The 17,093-nt window shown below is 70.1% G+C and carries 14 protein-coding genes; 7 read left to right on the top strand and 7 right to left on the bottom strand.

What is annotated here, in order from left to right; all coding sequences use genetic code 11:
* Nucleotides 1–29: 29 nt before the first annotated feature.
* Nucleotides 30–935, bottom strand: coding sequence for a carbohydrate ABC transporter permease (locus ACIBJB_RS08285; RefSeq protein WP_398927779.1), 906 nt, complete (start codon nt 933–935; stop codon nt 30–32).
* Complete coding sequence (locus tag ACIBJB_RS08290) at nt 935–2,266, bottom strand: ABC transporter substrate-binding protein (RefSeq protein WP_398927781.1); 1,332 nt, start codon at nt 2,264–2,266, stop codon at nt 935–937. Before ACIBJB_RS08290 ends, ACIBJB_RS08285 begins: the two co-directional genes overlap by 1 nt.
* Nucleotides 2,267–2,678: 412 nt before the next feature.
* Here ACIBJB_RS08290 and ACIBJB_RS08295 point away from each other — a divergent pair, with 412 nt between their 5' ends.
* Both ACIBJB_RS08295 and ACIBJB_RS08300 read left to right on the top strand, forming a co-directional pair.
* Nucleotides 2,679–3,752, top strand: coding sequence for a LacI family DNA-binding transcriptional regulator (locus tag ACIBJB_RS08295; RefSeq protein WP_398927783.1), 1,074 nt, complete (start codon nt 2,679–2,681; stop codon nt 3,750–3,752).
* Between the two features lie 155 nt (nt 3,753–3,907).
* Nucleotides 3,908–6,589, top strand: coding sequence for a family 78 glycoside hydrolase catalytic domain (locus tag ACIBJB_RS08300; RefSeq protein ID WP_398927785.1), 2,682 nt, complete (start codon nt 3,908–3,910; stop codon nt 6,587–6,589).
* A gap of 151 nt (nt 6,590–6,740) precedes the next feature.
* Here ACIBJB_RS08300 and ACIBJB_RS08305 read toward each other — a convergent pair whose 3' ends face one another.
* Nucleotides 6,741–8,111, bottom strand: coding sequence for an APC family permease (locus ACIBJB_RS08305; protein ID WP_398927787.1), 1,371 nt, complete (start codon nt 8,109–8,111; stop codon nt 6,741–6,743).
* Nucleotides 8,108–8,986, bottom strand: coding sequence for a carbon-nitrogen hydrolase family protein (locus ACIBJB_RS08310; protein ID WP_398928425.1), 879 nt, complete (start codon nt 8,984–8,986; stop codon nt 8,108–8,110). The genes ACIBJB_RS08305 and ACIBJB_RS08310 overlap by 4 nt, the downstream gene beginning before the upstream one ends.
* Before the next feature lie 195 nt (nt 8,987–9,181).
* On the opposite strand from ACIBJB_RS08310, the gene ACIBJB_RS08315 reads away from it, so the two are divergent.
* Entirely contained in the window at nt 9,182–10,078 is an 897-nt protein-coding gene (locus tag ACIBJB_RS08315) for a LysR family transcriptional regulator (protein ID WP_398927789.1), read from the top strand.
* Between the two features lie 292 nt (nt 10,079–10,370).
* Here the strand turns inward: ACIBJB_RS08315 and ACIBJB_RS08320 are convergent, their stop codons facing one another.
* The 3 genes from ACIBJB_RS08320 to ACIBJB_RS08330 all read right to left on the bottom strand — a co-directional run bounded on the left by ACIBJB_RS08320 (nt 10,371) and on the right by ACIBJB_RS08330 (nt 12,971).
* The gene (locus ACIBJB_RS08320) at nt 10,371–10,514 is read right to left on the bottom strand and encodes a hypothetical protein (RefSeq protein WP_398927791.1); all 144 of its coding nucleotides are present in this window, start codon (nt 10,512–10,514) and stop codon (nt 10,371–10,373) included.
* A complete protein-coding gene (locus ACIBJB_RS08325; RefSeq protein WP_398927793.1) occupies nt 10,511–12,514 on the bottom strand; it encodes a hypothetical protein in 2,004 nt (667 codons plus the stop codon). The genes ACIBJB_RS08320 and ACIBJB_RS08325 overlap by 4 nt, the downstream gene beginning before the upstream one ends.
* Before the next feature lie 298 nt (nt 12,515–12,812).
* A complete protein-coding gene (locus ACIBJB_RS08330; protein ID WP_398927795.1) occupies nt 12,813–12,971 on the bottom strand; it encodes a hypothetical protein in 159 nt (52 codons plus the stop codon).
* A gap of 274 nt (nt 12,972–13,245) precedes the next feature.
* On the opposite strand from ACIBJB_RS08330, the gene ACIBJB_RS08335 reads away from it, so the two are divergent.
* The 4 genes from ACIBJB_RS08335 to ACIBJB_RS08350 are packed head-to-tail and all read left to right on the top strand — an operon-like array spanning nt 13,246 to nt 17,073.
* On the top strand, nt 13,246–14,439 hold the full coding sequence (locus ACIBJB_RS08335; protein ID WP_398927797.1) for an NAD(P)/FAD-dependent oxidoreductase: 1,194 nt from the start codon (nt 13,246–13,248) through the stop codon (nt 14,437–14,439).
* A complete protein-coding gene (locus tag ACIBJB_RS08340) occupies nt 14,436–14,735 on the top strand; it encodes a (2Fe-2S)-binding protein (protein WP_069763736.1) in 300 nt (99 codons plus the stop codon). The genes ACIBJB_RS08335 and ACIBJB_RS08340 overlap by 4 nt, the downstream gene beginning before the upstream one ends.
* Nucleotides 14,728–16,137 (top strand): FAD-dependent oxidoreductase, encoded by a 1,410-nt coding sequence (locus ACIBJB_RS08345; protein WP_398927799.1) that lies wholly within the window; start codon nt 14,728–14,730, stop codon nt 16,135–16,137. Before ACIBJB_RS08340 ends, ACIBJB_RS08345 begins: the two co-directional genes overlap by 8 nt.
* A 42-nt stretch (nt 16,138–16,179) precedes the next feature.
* Nucleotides 16,180–17,073: a dihydrodipicolinate synthase family protein gene (locus ACIBJB_RS08350; RefSeq protein WP_398927801.1), complete on the top strand. Its 894-nt coding sequence runs from the start codon at nt 16,180–16,182 to the stop codon at nt 17,071–17,073.
* The last annotated feature ends 20 nt before the right edge of the window (nt 17,074–17,093 follow it).

Genomic DNA, 17,093 nt, shown 5'->3' on the forward strand with positions numbered 1-17,093 from the left:
GGTCGCTCCCCGGGAAGACGCGGTCACGGTCAACGTCCCTTCTCCGTCCGGGAGTCGGTGCTTCCGCCGAGCCTGCGGGAGACCCACAGCTGGACGCAGGCCAGGGCGACCAGGCACAGCCCGAAGATGACGGACATGGCGGCCGCGCGGCCGTACTCGCTGTACTGGAAGGCTTGTTGGTAGATGTGCAGGGTGGGGACCTCGGTGTGGCCGGCGGGGCCACCGTTGGTCAGCACCTGGACGGTGCCGAAGATCTGCAAGCCGCTGAGCAGGGTCAGCACGCTGACGATGCCGGTGACATGGGACATTCCGGGCCAGGTGACGTAGCGGAACTGGGCCCAGCCACGCGCCCCGTCCAGTGACGAGGCCTCGTACAACTCCTGGGGCACGTCCTGCCGGCCGGCCAGGAAGAGGATGAAGCCGAAGCCCCAGTGGTACCAGACGAACACGGCGGCGACCGCGATCACCGCCGTCTTGGGGTCACCCAGCCAGTTGTGCTGAAGACCGTCGAGGCCGACGGCCTTCAGCATCTGGTTGACGATCCCGATGTTCGGGTCGAGGAACCACGAGAACATCACACCCACCACCACCGTGGAGAACACGCCCGGCAGGTAGAAGACGGTGCGGAAGAACGCGGACCCGCGGCGGGCGCGGTGCACGGCCAGGGCCATGACCATCGACACCGCGTTGGCGACGATCAGGCCGACCACGCCGTAGAGGACGGCGTTCTTCATCGAGCCCCAGAACTGGGTGTCGTGCAGCACGTAGCGGTAGTTGTCGAGCCCGGTGTACGGCGTGTCCAGGCTCACCCCGTCCCAGGACTGGAAGCTCAGGAGAATGCCCTGGACGAAGGGGACCACCGTGAACATGCCGATCATGGCCAGCGCCGGCGCCAGGAAGAGCCAGGCCGCGGGCACGCGACTGCGGCGCCGCATTACGCGCTCTTCTGCGCCGCGTCGAGGTCGCCGAGGACCTGGTCGACGGTGCGTTCCTTGAGGACGAGGGCCTGAGTGCCTTTCTGCAGCGCGGTGTTGACCTGCTCCAGGATCTGGTTCTGGACGAGTTGGAGGTCGGAGATCTTCGCGGCGATGCCGGTCAGCTGCTCGGGAATGGTCTTCTCCGACACGGCGCGTGCGGAGGGTATGAGCGGGACTCCCTTGGCCCAGGCCTGCTGCTGGTCGGGCGCGGTCAGCCACTGGAGGAACTTCAGCGCCTTGGCCGCGTTCTTGCTGCGGGGGTTGACCGCGGCGCCCTTTGCGGCGCCGCCGACCAGGCGCGGGGTCTGTGTGCCGTCGTCGGCCTTGGGCAGCGGGAAGGAGCGGAAGTCGGTGAAGTCGGGGGCGGTGGCGCGGGCCACGCCGACGGCCGAGGTGCCGTCGAAGATGGCGGCGACGCCTTGGGTGTTGAAGAAGGCCTTCTCCACGGTGGGGTTGTCGGTGTTGCCGCTCGGCAGGGAGCCGGTGGCGATCACGCCGGCGTCCCGCAGGTCGACCACGAGTTGCAGGGTCTTGCGCCAGCCCTCGCTCTTCCAGCTGTTCTCGCCCACGAAGGTGGCGTTGAGCTCCTCGTCGGACATGTAGTTGGAGGCGTAGGACTGGATCACCTGGTTGGAGAGGCTGGTCGCGAACCAGAAGGGGCCCTTCCCGGACTTCTTGATCTTCCGCATCTGGTCGATGAACTCGCTCATGGACGCGGGCGACTTGTCCGGGTCGAGGCCGACGGCCTGGTACATCGCGGCGTTGACGAAGACCCCCAGGGCCGGGGTCTCCCAGTGGGCGCTGTAGACGCCCGGCTTCACGTGCTGCGGATTGTCCTTCCCGAACGACGTCGTCTTGAGGGTGGCGGGCCGGAAGCTGTCGCCCCAGCTGCCCTTCATCTCGTCGCTCAGGTCCATGGCCCAGCCGGCCTTGTAGTAGGGCGCCATGGAGTGACCGTCCATCGCCGAGTACATGTCCGGCAGGTTGCGCGACTGGGAGCTCGACTGGAGCTTGGTCAGGAAGTCGGCGGGTCCGACGTCGTCGATCCTGATCTTCACGCCGGTCTGCTTCGTGTACTGCTTGGCCAGCGCCTTCAGCGTCGCGGCCTGTCCGCGGGACTGGTTCATGAACACGATCTCGGAGCTGCTTCCCGTACTGCCCCCGCCCGACCCGCAGGCGGCCAGCGTGGTGGCGGCCAGTCCGCCGCCGAGGGCGCCGAGGAAACCGCGCCGGGACAGGAATGTGGCGGCGGTCGGCGAAACAGCCTCCGCGGTGTGGTCTCGCCTCATCGCGAGTCCTCCTCCATGGGTCGGTGATGATGGTGTCGGGGCGCCGGATGACCGGGGCGGGCGGGATCTGCAGGTCCTTGAGCAGGGCGACCTGGCCAGAGGGCGGGCTGCTGCTGCAGAGGAAGACCGGGGCGGGTGCCAGGTGCTCACCGTGCTGCCCAGGCTCGAACGGGGTCGCGTCAGCCGGAAGTACTTCGAAACTTTGTGACCAAGAAACTCGAAATTGCTTTCCGTAGATCCTGCTGCCCGTGAACGGTAGGCAGGTCGATGACCTTCGTCAACCCCTCGTGTCACCCTTGTTTCGACTGCACTTTCCCGCCTGAAGAGATCGAAATCGCTACGAAAAATGTTTCGGTGCTAGGGTTTTCAGGGCAAGGAACGCTCAGACCGGCACTGTCGCCAAAGGGGACCCATGGCATCCGTTTCCAACCGAGTGACACTGGCGCAGATCGCCGAGTACGCCGGCGTCTCGGTCGCCACCGTCTCCAAGGTCGTCAACGGGCGCCCTGATGTCGCCCAGCAGACCCGTGACGCGGTGCTGGAGCTGATGCGTCAGCACAACTACGGGGGGAACCGTGATGACCTGCGCTCACACCCCACCGTCGAGCTGTTCTTCGGCTTCGAGGAGTTGAGCATCTACTGCACCGCCATGGTCCAGGCCGTGGTGGACGCCGGGGCCCGCGAGGGCGTCGGCGTGGTCGTCAGCAGACGGAGCGATCGCGATCCGGCCGCCGACCCCGCCGGGTGGGCGCACAACCTGGCCGCCGCCGGCCGGCGCGCGGTCATCGCCGTCACCGCCAACACCTTGTCCCCTCCGATCGTCGAAGCCCTGAGCCGGGTCCGCCTGCCCCTCGTGCTGCTCGACCCGGAGGTACCCGACCCTTCGATCGTCAGCGTCGGTTCGACCTACTTCGCCGGTGGCCGTGCCGCCACCACGCATCTGCTCTCCCTCGGCCACCGCCGCATCGCCTACCTCGGCGGCAAGCAGGGCGCCAGCTCCAACCAGGCCCGACTGCACGGATTCCGCAGCGCCATGGAGGCGGCCGGCGTACCCGTACCGGGCGAACTGGTCCGGCACGCCGGCAGTTTCCACACCGCGGAGGGCGTCGAGCACGGCAAGCGGCTGCTGGCCGCCGACCCCGCGCCCACCGCGGTGTTCGCCGCCTGCGACGAGCTGGCCGCCGGGGTCATCGAGGCCGCGCGGCTGCGGGGCCTGCGCGTCCCGGAGGACCTCAGCGTCGTCGGCTTCGACGACACTCCGCTGGCTCGGGTCACCTCGCCGCCGCTGAGCACCGTCCACCAACCCATCAACGAGATGGGTGGCGTCGCCCTGCGGACCGCTCTTCGGCTGGCTTCCGCGGAGGAGATCGATTCCCACCACGTCGAACTGGCCACGAGGCTGGTGCTCCGGGACTCGACCGCACCGGTCCCCGCCGATACCGACCCCGACGGCGCCGGGCAGACCGAAACCGGTGTCGCCGTCTGACCCCATACGGCACACACGCCTGAACATCCGGGACGCGACGGAGGGCGATCGCTGCTTCCGCACGCCCTCGCGGGCCCACCACGCCCCGCGCATGCTCGTCCGGCACCGACAGAAACAACCAACTGACCCCCATGGAAGGGGAGGCGAGGGCGTCAATGGCCATGCTCGCTCCGTACGACCTCACGATCGACTTCGGTGGCGACCAGTTCCCGGTCTCCGGAAGTCGCCCGCGCCTGTCGTGGAAGCCTCCGGGGGGCATATCGGCGCGTGCCGGCCACGAGCTGGAGATCCACGTCGACGGGCGTCCGCCGCAGACGGCGCACGTCGGCGACCACCTGTTCGTCGACTGGCCGGCACCCCCGTTGGGCAGTGGCGAGCGCGTGCGGTGGCGCGTCCGAACACACGCCGACGTGGACACCTCGCCGTGGAGCGCCTGGCACGTCTTCGAGGCCGGACTCCTCGACAAGGACTGGACGGCACACTGGATCACGCCCGCGGACGATCCGCAGGACGCGCGCCGCGAGCCCGGGACCCGCCCCACGCACGTCCTGCGCTCCGCCTTCACCACCGCCGAGGTGGTCCGCGCCCGCCTGTACTCCACGGCCCTGGGCGTGTACGAGGCGTTCGTCAACGGCGAGCGCGCGGGCACCGTCGAACTCGCGCCCGGCTCGACCTCGTACGACCGCACGCTGTACGCCCAGGCCACCGACGTCACCGCGTCCGTCCGCCCCGGCATCAACACCGTCGAGATCGTGCTGTCCGACGGCTGGTACCGCGGCCAGGTCGGCGCCTTCCGCAAACCGGCAGGCTGGGGAGAACTCCTCGCCGCCCGGCTGGAGTTGCATCTGGAGTACGCCGACGGGACGCGCCGGGTCGTACGCACCGACGAGCACTGGACCTCCGCCCGGGGCCCCGTCACCCGCGCCGACCTGAGGGACGGCCAGATCACCGACTTCCTCGCCTCCCGAGGCCCTGAGCGGCCCGTCCTCGTCGACGCCGTCACCGCGCCCGCGATCGACTGGTCCCCGGCCCCGCCCGTGCGCCGTATCGAGGACCGCCCCGTCGTCTCGCTCACCCGGCTGCCGGACGGCGCCTGGATCGCCGACTTCGGCCAGAACGCCTCCGGCTGGCTCCTGCTCACCGACCTCGGCCCGGCCGGCACCCGGACCGTGATCGACCACGGCGAGCACGTCGACCCGGCCACCGGGGACCTGACCACCACCCACCTGGACATCCAGCGCCCCGGCGATCCGGTGACCGTCTTCGTCCAGCGCGACGAGGTCGTCTCCTCCGGGGCCCCCGGCGAGGTCTTCGAGCCCCGCCACACCGTGCACGGATTCCGGTACGCCCGGCTGGAGCGCGGCGACGTCCCGCTGGACGCCTCAAGCGTCACCATGCGGGTGGTCCACACCGACCTGCGGCCCGCCGGCACCTTCGCTTGTGGCAACGAGGACCTCAACCGTCTGCACGAGGTCGTCCGTTGGAGCTTCCGCGGCAACGCCGTCGACGTGCCCACCGACTGCCCCACCCGCGAGTGCATCGGCTGGACCGGCGACTACCAGGTCTTCGCGCCCAGCGCCACACGTCTCTACGACGTCTCCGGCTTCAGCCGCAAGTGGCTCCGCTCGGTCCGCGACGACCAACTCGACGACGGTCGCATCGCCAACTTCTCCCCCGACGGACGGCGCGCCAAGCTCCGCACCGACCAGCGGCTCGACATGATGACGGGCTCCGCCGGCTGGGGCGACGCCATCGTGCTGGTGCCCTGGGTGCTGTACGAGACCTACGGCGACCGCCGAGTGCTCGCCGAGAACTGGGACGCGATGGTCCGCTGGGTCGAATGGGCACTGACCACCGCCCGCACCGCCCGCCACCCCTCCCGAGTGGCCCGCTCGGCCCAGCCCCTTCCCCACGAGGAGTTCGTCTGGGACGGCTCCTTCCACTGGGGCGAGTGGGCCGAGCCGAAAGCCCGCGCCGAGGACGGCTCGCCGATCGAGCCGGTGGAGGACGGCCCGGACGGCTGGATGAGCACCGACAAGGGTGAGGTGGGCACCGCCTTCCTGTACCGCTCCACCTCCCTCCTCGCCGAGGTCGCCACCCTCCTGGGCCGCGACGCCGAGGCCGACCGCTACACGGAGTTGGCGCAGCAGATCAAGGACGCCTGGCGCACGGAGTTCCTCGACGACACCGGCCGGACCTCCACCGACACCCAGGCCGGCTACGTCCGCGCCCTCACCTTCGGACTGGTGCCCGAGAAGCTGCGTGACGCGGCCGTCGAGCGTCTGGTGGTCCTCATCCGCGCGGCCGGAACGCATTTGGGCACCGGCTTCCTCTCCACCGCTGACCTGCTGCCCCTCCTCGCCGACACCGGCCACGCCGGCCTCGCCTACGAGGTACTGCTCCAGCGCACCGCGCCGTCCTGGCTGGCCATGCTCGACCGCGGCGCCACCACGATGTGGGAGGACTGGGAGGGCATCGACGAGAACGGCGACGCACACGACTCGCTCAACCACTACAGCAAGGGCGCCGTCCTCAACTTCCTGCACACCCACACCCTGGGACTGCGGCAGGCCGAGGGCTCGGTGGCCTGGGAGTCGTTCGTCGTCGCGCCCGTGCTCCACGCATCGGTCGGCTGGGCGCGCGGCACCTTCGACAGCCCACGGGGCACCATCGCGGTCGAGTGGCGCACCGAGGGCGACGAACTGCACATCACCGTCGACGTTCCCCCCACCTCCGCCGCCACCGTGATCTTCCCCGGGGGTGAGGAACTGACGGCGGGCCCAGGCCGGTTCACGGCGCGGCATGGCGTACCGGGTGCCCTTGGACGTCTTCCCTGAGCTTCGCGCCGTCCACGGGCAGGACCCGCGAACGCACACCAAGGCGGAGACAGGTCTCGCACTCGTCATCTGCACCGCCGTGGCGGAGCTCCGCGCCCTGGGCAGCGCCCGCTGTTGGGGGCACCCTCGTCTCCTCGCATGGGGAAGAGGACTACGCGGTGACTCTGTCCGTGGCCGCGGAGTCGTCGTCGAAGGTCATCTCCGGTGCGGGCCGGCGGAAGCCCTTGGTCAGGACGGCCAGGTAGACGACGCCGATCGCCAGCCAGACGCCGCCGATCTGGAGTGCGACGTGACCGAGCTTCGTGAGCAGGTAGAGGGAAACGCCGGCGCCGATGGCCGGCATCACCAGGTACGAGAAGAGGTTGGGGGTGCGGCCGTGTCTGCGCTCGCGGACCAGGTGGGCGATCACGCAGACGTTCACCAGGGTGAAGCCGAGGAAGGCGCCGAAGTTGATGAACGAGGTGGCTGTGGTCAGGTCCAGTTTCATGGCGATGACACCGGCGGCCGCGGTCAGCAGCAGGTTCAAGACGGGCGTGCCGGTCTTCCCGGACAGGTTGCCGAAGACGGCCTTGGGCAGTGCGCCGTCGCGTCCCATGACGTACATGAGGCGGGCGGCGGAGGCTTGCAGGGCGATACAGGAGGCGATGGATCCGGCGATGGTGACGAAGTTGATGATCTCGGCGTACGTCTCGCCGCCGACCTGGACCTTGAGGTGGTAGGCGGCGGCGTCGACGTCGGCGAACTTCGCGCCGGGGTGGACCAGTTGCATCACGAAGGACAGCACGATGAAGATCGCTCCGGCGGCGATGACGCAGCCGATGATGCCGCGGCCGATCGTCCTCGCCCCGCCCCTGGCCTCCTCGCCCAGCGTGGAGACGGCGTCGAAGCCGAGGAAGGAGTACGCGGCGATGGCGGCGGCCGCCGTGACCGCGCCGATCGACGTGCCGGAGTTCCACAGGGCGTCCGTGGCGGGGGCGGAGGAGCCGTGCTTGCCGAGGAAGACGACACACAGGGTGGCGAAGAGGACCAGCGACCCCAGAGCGATGAACATCAGGACCTTGTTGACGCGGTCCGCGAGCTTCATGCCGAAGACGTTGATGGCCGTGGTGATGCCCACTGAGACGATCAGCCAGACCCACTTGGGTATCTCAGGGAACTGGGCGTTGAAGTAGATCGCCGTGATCAGCCATCCGACCATCGGGATGAAGAAGTAGTCGAGCAGCATCGCCCAGCCGGACAGGAAACCGATGCGGCTGTCGAGCATCTTGCGGGCGTAGGTGTAGACCGACCCCGCGCCGGGCGCGGCGCGCGCCATCTTCGCGTAACTCAGCCCGGTGAGCAGCATCGCCAGGGTGGCGACGGCGAACGCGGTCGGCGCCACGCCGCCGCTGGTGGCGGCAACCACGCCGAACATCGTGACGACGATGCCGGGTGAGATGTAGGCCAGGCCGAACAGGACGACGGACAGGAGGCTCAGGTCGCCCTTCAGTCTCATGCTGTTCTCTGTGGTCTCGCTGTTCATCGTGGTGGCTCCTCGGTGGCGTGGACGGGGTTCCAGGTGGCGGGGTCGATGCGGCCCCCGTACAGCGGGAGTTCGAGGGCTGGGTCGCCGGGTCGGAACTGGTCCCAGATCCGGTTGAGACCGGCGGTGCCGTAGCGGCGGACGTTGCTGACCTCGTCGAGGTCGATCACGTCGGTGAGGGTGGCGTCGCCGGCATCGACGGTTTCGGCGCGCACCGTGCCCTGTGGATCGATGACGAGGCTGCGGCCGATCCCGGATGGGGCGGCGGCGTTGACGCCGGCGACGAAGACCTGATTGGTGATGGCGTTGGCGCGGCTGAGGACGACTTCCTGCGTGCGGTCGCTCGTCGGCGTGCGGACCACGTTGACGATCAGCTCCGCGCCCATCCAGGCCAGATGGCGGGAGATCTCCGGGAACCAGGTGTCGTAGCAGATGGACAGTCCGATGCGGCCGACCCCGGCGAGGTCGACGACCTCGAACCGGTTGCCGGGTGTGGTCGTCTCGTACGGGCGCCACGGGCAGATCTTGCGGTACGCGGCGAGGCGCTCACCTCGTGGTGAATAGACCGGTGTCGTGTTGTGGACGCGGTCGTCGGTGCCTCGCTCGTAGACGCTGCCGGGTACCAGCCAGATACCCAGGTCCCCCGCGAGCTCGGCGAAGGCCGCGTCGCGTTTGCCGTCGAGCGGCTCGGCGGCCTCCTCCGGGGCGGCGGGGACGCCGGGGGCGCTCTCGCCGAGGTGCAGTTCGGGGTAGACGACGAGGGCTCCGGGTGCGTGCAGTTTCACGCGCCGCTCCACGTCGGCGGCAAAGCCTGCGAGGTCGTCGGCCGGGCGGCCGGGCGCCTGGGCGAGGATCAGGGGCAGGGGGCGGGCCATGCGGGAACCAGCCAATCGAAAGACTGTTGTATGAGGAGAAGTCGGCGGAGATTCGGGTGCCGATAACCGAAAATTCCGGTGGGCCAAGAATGCAGCCAGTCAGCCATAGCCTCAAATACTTGGAAGGGTTGACTACCATGCCTTTGAGGCATGAAGGTGCCCCATGCCTCCTCCGTCTCCCGAAGGACCACCGCCATGGAACTCCGAGTGCTGCGCTACTTCCTGACCATCGTGGAGACCGGTTCCGTCACCAAGGCTGCCGAGGTGGTACGCGTCGCCCAGCCCTCGTTGTCGCGCCAACTGCGCGGCCTGGAGGGGACCTTGGGAATGACGCTCTTCGACCGCGGCGGCAAGCAGATGGTCCTGACGGCGGCCGGCCGGCGCTTCCTTCCCCTGGCCCGCGACCTGGTCGCCCGTGCGGACACCGCCGAGGCCGCGGTCGGTGCGCTGGCTGCCGGTCGTGCCATGCGGATCACCGTGGCGGCGCCGCCCACCACCATCACCGACGTGATCGCGCCGTTCCTGGCCACCTGGGGGCCGGAGGATCCGCTCGTCACCGTGCAGGCGGAGAGTCCGGCACATGCGTACCAAGCCCTTGCGAGGGGCGCCGATGTAGCCATCTCCTCGGCACCTCCGAGACGCCGTTTCGCCGGGCTCCCGGTGGCCCGCCTGCCGTTGTGGGCCTACGTCCGTGCCGACCATGCCTGGGCGGACCGGGACCGCGTCACCATCAAAGAACTTGCCGCGGAGCCCCTCATCGTCCTCACCCCGACGCACGGCACCCGCCGCATCCTGGACCATGCCGTGCAGGATGCGGACGCCTCGTACGACATCGTGCTCGAATGCGACACCCCGCACGTCGCACAGGCCATGGCGGCTTCGGGCCACGGTGTCGCGGTGGTCTCCGACGATCCCCGCTTCGACCTGCACCCGCTGCTGATCCTCGGCAGCACGGGCGAACCGCTGCAGATCCACCTGCACGCGGCGTGGGATGCCGGCCACTATGCGCTGCGCAGCATCGAGGCATTCGCGGCCGGATTGTCCCGCTTTTGTGTCGAGCGGTACGGGCCACAGGTCGCCGCCCGCCTATGAACTGCAGCGACGACTACATACCCCGGTCCTCACCGTGACGCGCGGCGCGACCGCACGCCGACCCGACGGCCGACAGGTCAGGGAGAGCTGGAGGAATGCCTGGCAAGCAGCCTGACCAGACCGGGCAGGCATCGGACGGTCGCCGCGGCCTCGGAAACGCTGGCGGGCACGACCAGGTCCTCAACGAGGTCGTGCATGTCGGCGTAGTTGTACGTGAGCGTCTGCTCAGCTCGGCGTACGCCGACAGGTCGAAGGTGCGCAGGGTGGAGCCGGGCGCGGCGTCGGTGATGAATCAGGTGGCCAGCGGATGCGCGGTGCCGGAGGAGTCCAGTACGGCGGCAGGCATCGTGTCGTAGGCGACGGCTTGCGTCTTCGCGATGTCGATGTGCAGGTAGAAGGCCAGGTGGGCGTGGGTGCAGTCGGCCGGGATCGTCACCGTCTGCGTGAGCTTGTCGGTGTGCGTGGTACCGAAGCCGTCGATCCAGGCGAGCCATTGCCGCTGTGCGGCACTTCCCGCGCGTTGTCGGACACGACCTTGTCGCCTGCCGTCCACGGCGACGCCGTCCCTGTCTCGAAGCCGCCGTTGCCGAGCAGTTGGCCGGCCCTGCACGTCCCGCCGCCTGCGCCGGTGGCGGGCAGCTTGTACGCCTGCGCGGCCGCCGCCGACCAGCCGAACTCGTCGTTGTCGCTGAAGTAGTAGTACGTGGCACCGTTGGGCAGCAACGCCGCGGTGATGCCGCCGAAGCCGGACATGAACGGCACGTACACCGGACTGGTGAACACCGGGTTGTCCGCCGAGGTGAACTGCCGGGCCCACAGGCCGTCCTGGTACTGGTAGGTCTTGCCGGCCGAGTTGGCGGTCGTGGTGATGCCGCGGTTCGCCGGGTTCTGCTGCATCGCGTCGGCGAGCATCGTCGGGTCGAGCATCTGCACGCCGCCGATCTTCCCGCCGTCAGCGTTCAGGAACCGGCTGACCTTGGCGATGTCGTCCTGCGTGTAGAACAGGCCGTACCCGCCGAACGGCTGCCCGGTGGCGCTGTTGTCGGTGCGCTCGGTGGTCAGCACGTCCGGGCTCAGGTGTAGCGGGACCAGCACCTGGTCGCGGATCCAGCGGTAGATGTCGCTGCCGGCGCCGGCCTTGGACACCAGGTAGTTCTGCATCGCCCGGGCGAGCACGAAGGTGTCGGAGGAGTGGTAGACCCACTGCGTGCCGGGCGCGGCGGAGTGTGGGAAGGCCAGCGCGGCGGTCATCTTCGGACCGTACGCCTCGGCGTCGAAGAACGCCGTCATGCCGCTGCCGGACTCGTCGGACTCGAAGGCGCTGGAGGAGTAGTTGCCGGTGGCCATGTTCGCGGTGTCCTGGAACGTGACGCCGCTCCAGGCGGAGGTGTCCGCCTCGCTGACCCAGTCGCGGATCAGCTGCGACGGCACGGACGAGCCGTAGACCTGCGTCAGCCGCATCAGCACGATGCCGGCGAACATCGTCTTGGCCAGCGAGTACGACGGCAGCACCATCTGGTTGCAGTACGGGTACGCGCCCTGCCGGGTCTGACACGCGCCGACGTAGTTCACGCCGCCGTAGGACACGCCGTACGTACTCAGCGCCGAGGCGGTGATGCCGCTGCCGAACGCGCTGGTGTCGATGCCGGCGCGTGGGTAGTCGGTGCTCAGCGCGCTGATCGACTTGGTCGGCATGCGGTGGGCGACCTCGGCGGCGTAGGCGTTCTTCAGGTTGGTGTCACCGGTCACGGTGTGCCGGGAGTAGGTCGCGCGGACCTGGCCCCACATGTCGAACTGGAAGTACTCGCACGTCTCGTGCGTGATCTGGTACCGGACCCGGGAGATCTTGCTGTCGTCGAAGAGGAAGGTCAACAGGCCGTTGTGCACGCAGTTGGCGTTGCGCTCGACCAGCGCGAAGGGCAGCGAGACGCGGGTGCGGCCGCCGTCGCCGTTCTCGTTCCAGGCGCGGCCGCCCTCGACGATCAGGTTCCAGTACGCGCTCCCGGTGATCCGCAGGCCGCGGACGGCAGGGATGACGTGACTGCCGTTCTGCACGAGGTCGATGCTCACCGGCGGCAGGTGCTTGAGCGCCGCGGTGGCCGCGTAGTGGTAGGTGTCCTTGACGGTGCGGAAACCGCCTGCGGTGGCCACGCCGTTGAGCGTCAGGGTGCCCTCGAAGGTGTGCGTCGGGGCGGCGGCCGCCGCGGGCAGCGAGAAGGCGTCGTTGCTGACGGTGCCGGTGGCCGCGCCGCTGGTCAGATCGCCGGCGGTCAGCACCGACCTGGTCACGGCGCCGCTGCCGGTGAGCGGATCACCGGGTACGGCGGGCGCGGCGTACGCGGGTCTCGCCGCCAGCGGTGAGAACGGCACGAGGGCCAGGGCCAGTACGAGGACGGTCAACACGGCCCAGCGGCGCCGGGCGTACAAGACGGACACGGTGAACTCCTCGGGAACACGAAGGGGTAGTGCCCGCATTCTTGGGACGCGCAGTGCTGCCGTCGAAGACCAATTGGGGTTCGACGGCATGCCTCGAAGGCATCGGCGGAGGTCAGAGGTCGGCCGGGCCGGCGGTCGCCGGGGGTCAGAGGTCATGGGGTGCGCAACCGCTGAGAGCTGCCCTACCAGGGGCTTTACGCCTACCCGCACCCAGGGTCTCGCCGGCCGACCCGGCCACTCACGAGCACTTTCCAACACTCGCGAAAATCATTTCGCGGAGAAACCCTCAATGAGGCCCTCAGAGGTTTTCTGAGGGCCTCCGTGAGCGCCAGCCTGATGCTCGGCTCCAGCGGCTGGTCACCTGCACCTCGATGTAGGCGATGACGACCACGGTGCGCAGGGCGGTGAGGAAGTACAGGATGCGGACTGCTTCGATGTCGTCGGTGTACTGGCGCACTTGAGGACCGGTGGTCCCGGGGACGGGGTGTCGAGGTCGACGGAGAGGACGCCCTTGCGCGGTGCAGGACGTGGAGCTCTGCCTCGCTGATGGTCGGTGAAAGGGTGCGGGGTGGTGCGCAGCGGCGCGGCCCAGTGTGCCTTGCTCGCAGAGAGCACCGCCGCCACGCTCAGGGGCCCACCGTCGAAAGCCGACAGGTGCGTCCTGTCCACTGTGCCGCCGCCCCGGCTGTCGGGGTGTTCCCGGCGACAGAGACATGTGACATAGTACTGGTGTGAGCAAGCGACTGACCTGCGATGTCGTGGTCGTCGGAGCCGGGATGGTGGGCGCGGCCTGTGCGCTGTACGCCGCCCGGGCGGGACTCGACGTGATCGTCGTCGACCGCGGCCCGGTGGCCGGCGGTACGACAGGTGCCGGTGAGGGCAATCTCCTGGTCTCCGACAAGGAGCCGGGCCCCGAGCTCGAACTGGCCCTGCTGTCCGGCCGGTTGTGGACCGGGTTGGCGGAGGAGGTCGGCGACGCCGTCGAGTACGAACTCAAGGGCGGCGTGGTCGTGGCCTCCACCGCCGACGGTCTCGAAGCCCTGGAGAGGTTCGCGACCGGGCAACGGGCCGCGGGTGTCGAGGCGGTGCGGGTGGACGCAGGCCGACTCCGGGAGCTGGAGCCCCACTTGGCGCCCGGGCTCACGGGCGGTGTGCTGTACCCCCAGGACGCCCAGGTCATGCCGACGCTGGCCGCCGCTCATCTCGTACGGGCCTCGGGTGCCCGGCTGCTCACCGGCGCGGCGGTGACCGAGGTGCTGCGCGGCGCCGACGGGGCCGTGCGCGGGGTGCGGACCGGCCGGGGCGAGATCCACGCCCCGCATGTCGTCAACGCCGCCGGGACCTGGGGCGGTGAGCTGGCCGCGCTGGCGGGAGTGAGCCTTCCCGTGCTTCCCCGGCGCGGCTTCGTCCTGGTCACCGAGCCGCTCCCCCGCCTGGTCCACCACAAGGTGTACGCCGCCGACTACGTGGCCGACGTGGCCAGCGACTCGGCGGCCCTGCAGACCTCACCGGTCGTCGAGGGGACGGCGGCCGGGCCCGTACTGATCGGCGCGACCCGTGAGCGGGTGGGCTTCGACCGGTCGTTGTCGCTGCCCGCGTTGCGCGCGCTGGCGGCGGGCGCAACGCGGCTGTTCCCGTTCCTGGAGCGCGTGCGTGCGATGCGGACGTACCTCGGCTTCCGGCCGTACATGCCCGATCACCTGCCCGCGATCGGCCCCGATCCGCGGGTGCCCGGGCTGTTCCACGCCTGCGGGCACGAGGGCGCGGGCATCGGACTGTCCACCGGGACAGGGCAGTTGATCGCCCAGGTGCTGACCGGGCACGCTCCCGATCTCGATCTCGCACCCTTCCGTCCCGACCGTTTCCCGGCCTCCGCCTCCGACCGCGACTCCGACTCCGACTCCGACTGCGAGGAGGCCTCGTGAACCCGCTGGAGCTGGTGCGCGCCGAGCCCGGTCCCGCCTTCACCGTCACCCTCGACGGGCGGGAGATCGAGGCCCTGCCCGGCCAGACCGTCGCCGCCGCGCTGTGGACGGCGGGCGTCACCTCGTGGCGCACCACCCGCGGCGAGGGCCGCCCGCGCGGGATCTTCTGCGGCATCGGCGTCTGCTTCGACTGCCTGGTGACCGTCAACGACCGCCCGAACCAACGGGCTTGTCTGATGCCCTTGCGGCCGGGCGACGCGATCCGCACGCAGGAGGGGACGGGCCACGATGACTGAGCCGAGCCTGGCGGTGATCGGCGCGGGTCCGGCCGGACTCGCGGCCACCCTCGCGGCGGCCGCCCGGGGCATCCGGGTCACCCTGATCGACTCGGCCACGGAAGCCGGCGGGCAGTTCTACCGTCAGCCCGCAGCCGGGCTCGGGGCCCGTCGACCGCAGGCCCTGCATCACCAGTGGCGGACCTGGGAGAGACTGCGAGACGGCCTGTGCGCCCACGTACAGGCGGGCACCGTAACGCAGGTGACGGACCATCATGTCTGGTTCGTCGAGCGCCGGGACGAACGCCGGGGCCCCGCCGGGTTCACCGTGCACGCCCTCGTCGGCCCCGAGCAGGAGCAGCCGGCCGAGATACGCGCAACGGCGGTCCTCCTCGCCACCGGCGGCTACGAGAAGGTGCTGCCCTTCCCCGGCTGGACCCTGCCCGGTGTCGTCACGGCGGGCGGGGCGCAGGCCATGCTCAAGGGCGGGCTCGTGCTGCCCGGCCGTACCGCCGTCGTCGCCGGAACGGGACCGCTGCTGCTGCCCGTCGCCGCCGGCCTCGCCGCGGCGGGCGCGACGGTCGCCGCGCTGGTGGACTCGGCCGACCCGAAGTCGTTCGTACGGCGGTCCCGGGTGCTGGCGGGCCGGCCGGGAAAGGTAGCGGAAGGCGCCCGGTACGCGGGGCAGTTGCTCCGGCACCGAGTACGTACGCTCCTCCATCACACCGTCGTGGCGGCGCACGGCGCCGAGCGGCTGGAGGCGGTGACGGTCGCGGCCCTCGACCGGGACGGGCGGGTGCGTCAGGACACCCGCCGACGCCTCGTCTGCGACACCCTCGCCGTGAGTCACGGCATGCTGCCGCACACCGACCTCGCCGACGCGCTGGGCTGCCGGGTCGACGGCATGGACGTGTACGTCGACGACGAGCAGCGCACCGACGTGCCGGGGGTGTGGGCGGCGGGCGAGACCACCGGCATCGGCGGCTCCGCCCTCTCGCTCGCCGAGGGGCACATCGCCGGGCGGTCGATCGCGGCGCGGCTGGCCGGACGGGCGCCGGATCCCGGTGAGTGGGCGGCCGCCGCGCGCACCCGGGCCGGGCTGCGGGCCTTCTTCGCCGCCGTCGACTCCGTCTACGTGCCGCCCGCGCACTGGGCCGAGCAGGTCACCGACGACACGGTGGTGTGCCGTTGCGAGGAGGTGTCGGCCGGTGCGGTGCGGGAGGCGGTACAGGAGCTCGGCGCCGGAGATCTGCGGACCGTGAAGCTGCTGACGCGGGCCGGGATGGGCTGGTGCCAGGGCCGGGTGTGCGGGCCCGGAGTGGCCGGAGTCGCCGGGTGCGCGGAGACGGCGGGCCGCAGGCCGTTCGCACGGCCGGTGCCGCTGGGCGTGCTGGCCCGGGCCGGAGAGACCGAGGAGCAGTGATATGTCACACCCTATTGAGCACACTATGGAGAGGCCATCCACATGACCACCAGCCTTCGTCCGTGGCGCGGAGTCCTCGTCGCCACCGCCCTCCCGTTGAACGACGACCTGTCGGTGAACTACGACAAGTACGCCGAACACTGCGCCTGGCTGGTCGAGAACGGCTGCGACGGCGTCGTACCGAACGGCTCGCTCGGCGAGTACCAGGTGCTCACCCCCGAGGAGCGGGCCAAGGTCGTCGAGACGGCCGTGGCCGCCATCGGCGGCGCACGGGTGATGCCGGGCGTCGCCGCGTACGGCTCGGCGGAGTCCCGCCGCTGGGCCGAGCAGGCGCGTGACGCGGGCTGTGCGTCCGTGATGCTGCTGCCGCCCAACGCCTACCGCGCCGACGAGCGGTCGGTCCTCGCGCACTACGCCGAGGTCGCGAAGGCGGGTCTGCCGATCGTGGCGTACAACAACCCCATCGACACCAAGGTCGACCTGGTGCCGGAGCTGTTGGCCACCCTGCACGCCGAGGGGTTCATCCGCGCGGTCAAGGAGTTCTCCGGTGACGTCCGCCGCGCCTACCAGCTGGCCGAACTCGCCCCGGGACTGGACCTGTTGATCGGCGCCGACGACGTCCTGCTGGAACTCGCCCTCGCCGGCGCGAAGGGCTGGGTGGCCGGCTACCCGAACGCGCTGCCCAGGGCCTCCGTCGAGTTGTACCGGGCGGCCGTGGCCGGGGACCTCGCCACCGCGAAGAAGCTCTACGAGCAGCTGCACCCGCTGCTGCGCTGGGACTCCAAAGTCGAGTTCGTGCAGGCGATCAAGTTGTCGATGGACCTCGTCGGCCGGCACGGCGGGCCGGTGCGTCCACCGCGCGTCCCCCTGCTGCCCGAGCAGGAGGCCGTCGTGCGGGCCGCCACCGAGAAGGCCGTCGCCGCGGGACTCGTGTAACTCGTCAAGGAGAGCGGACC

This window comes from Streptomyces sp. NPDC050759 (assembly GCF_044456945.1).
Classification (GTDB): domain Bacteria; phylum Actinomycetota; class Actinomycetes; order Streptomycetales; family Streptomycetaceae; genus Streptomyces.

Coding starts and splice junctions, on each gene's coding strand:
- ACIBJB_RS08285 (WP_398927779.1), bottom strand. CDS start 935: ATGCGGCGCCGCAGTCGCGTGCCCGCGGCCTGGCTCTTCCTGGCGCCG.
- ACIBJB_RS08290 (WP_398927781.1), bottom strand. CDS start 2,266: ATGAGGCGAGACCACACCGCGGAGGCTGTTTCGCCGACCGCCGCCACA.
- ACIBJB_RS08295 (WP_398927783.1), top strand. CDS start 2,679: ATGGCATCCGTTTCCAACCGAGTGACACTGGCGCAGATCGCCGAGTAC.
- ACIBJB_RS08300 (WP_398927785.1), top strand. CDS start 3,908: ATGGCCATGCTCGCTCCGTACGACCTCACGATCGACTTCGGTGGCGAC.
- ACIBJB_RS08305 (WP_398927787.1), bottom strand. CDS start 8,111: ATGAACAGCGAGACCACAGAGAACAGCATGAGACTGAAGGGCGACCTG.
- ACIBJB_RS08310 (WP_398928425.1), bottom strand. CDS start 8,986: ATGGCCCGCCCCCTGCCCCTGATCCTCGCCCAGGCGCCCGGCCGCCCG.
- ACIBJB_RS08315 (WP_398927789.1), top strand. CDS start 9,182: ATGGAACTCCGAGTGCTGCGCTACTTCCTGACCATCGTGGAGACCGGT.
- ACIBJB_RS08345 (WP_398927799.1), top strand. CDS start 14,728: ATGACTGAGCCGAGCCTGGCGGTGATCGGCGCGGGTCCGGCCGGACTC.
- ACIBJB_RS08350 (WP_398927801.1), top strand. CDS start 16,180: ATGACCACCAGCCTTCGTCCGTGGCGCGGAGTCCTCGTCGCCACCGCC.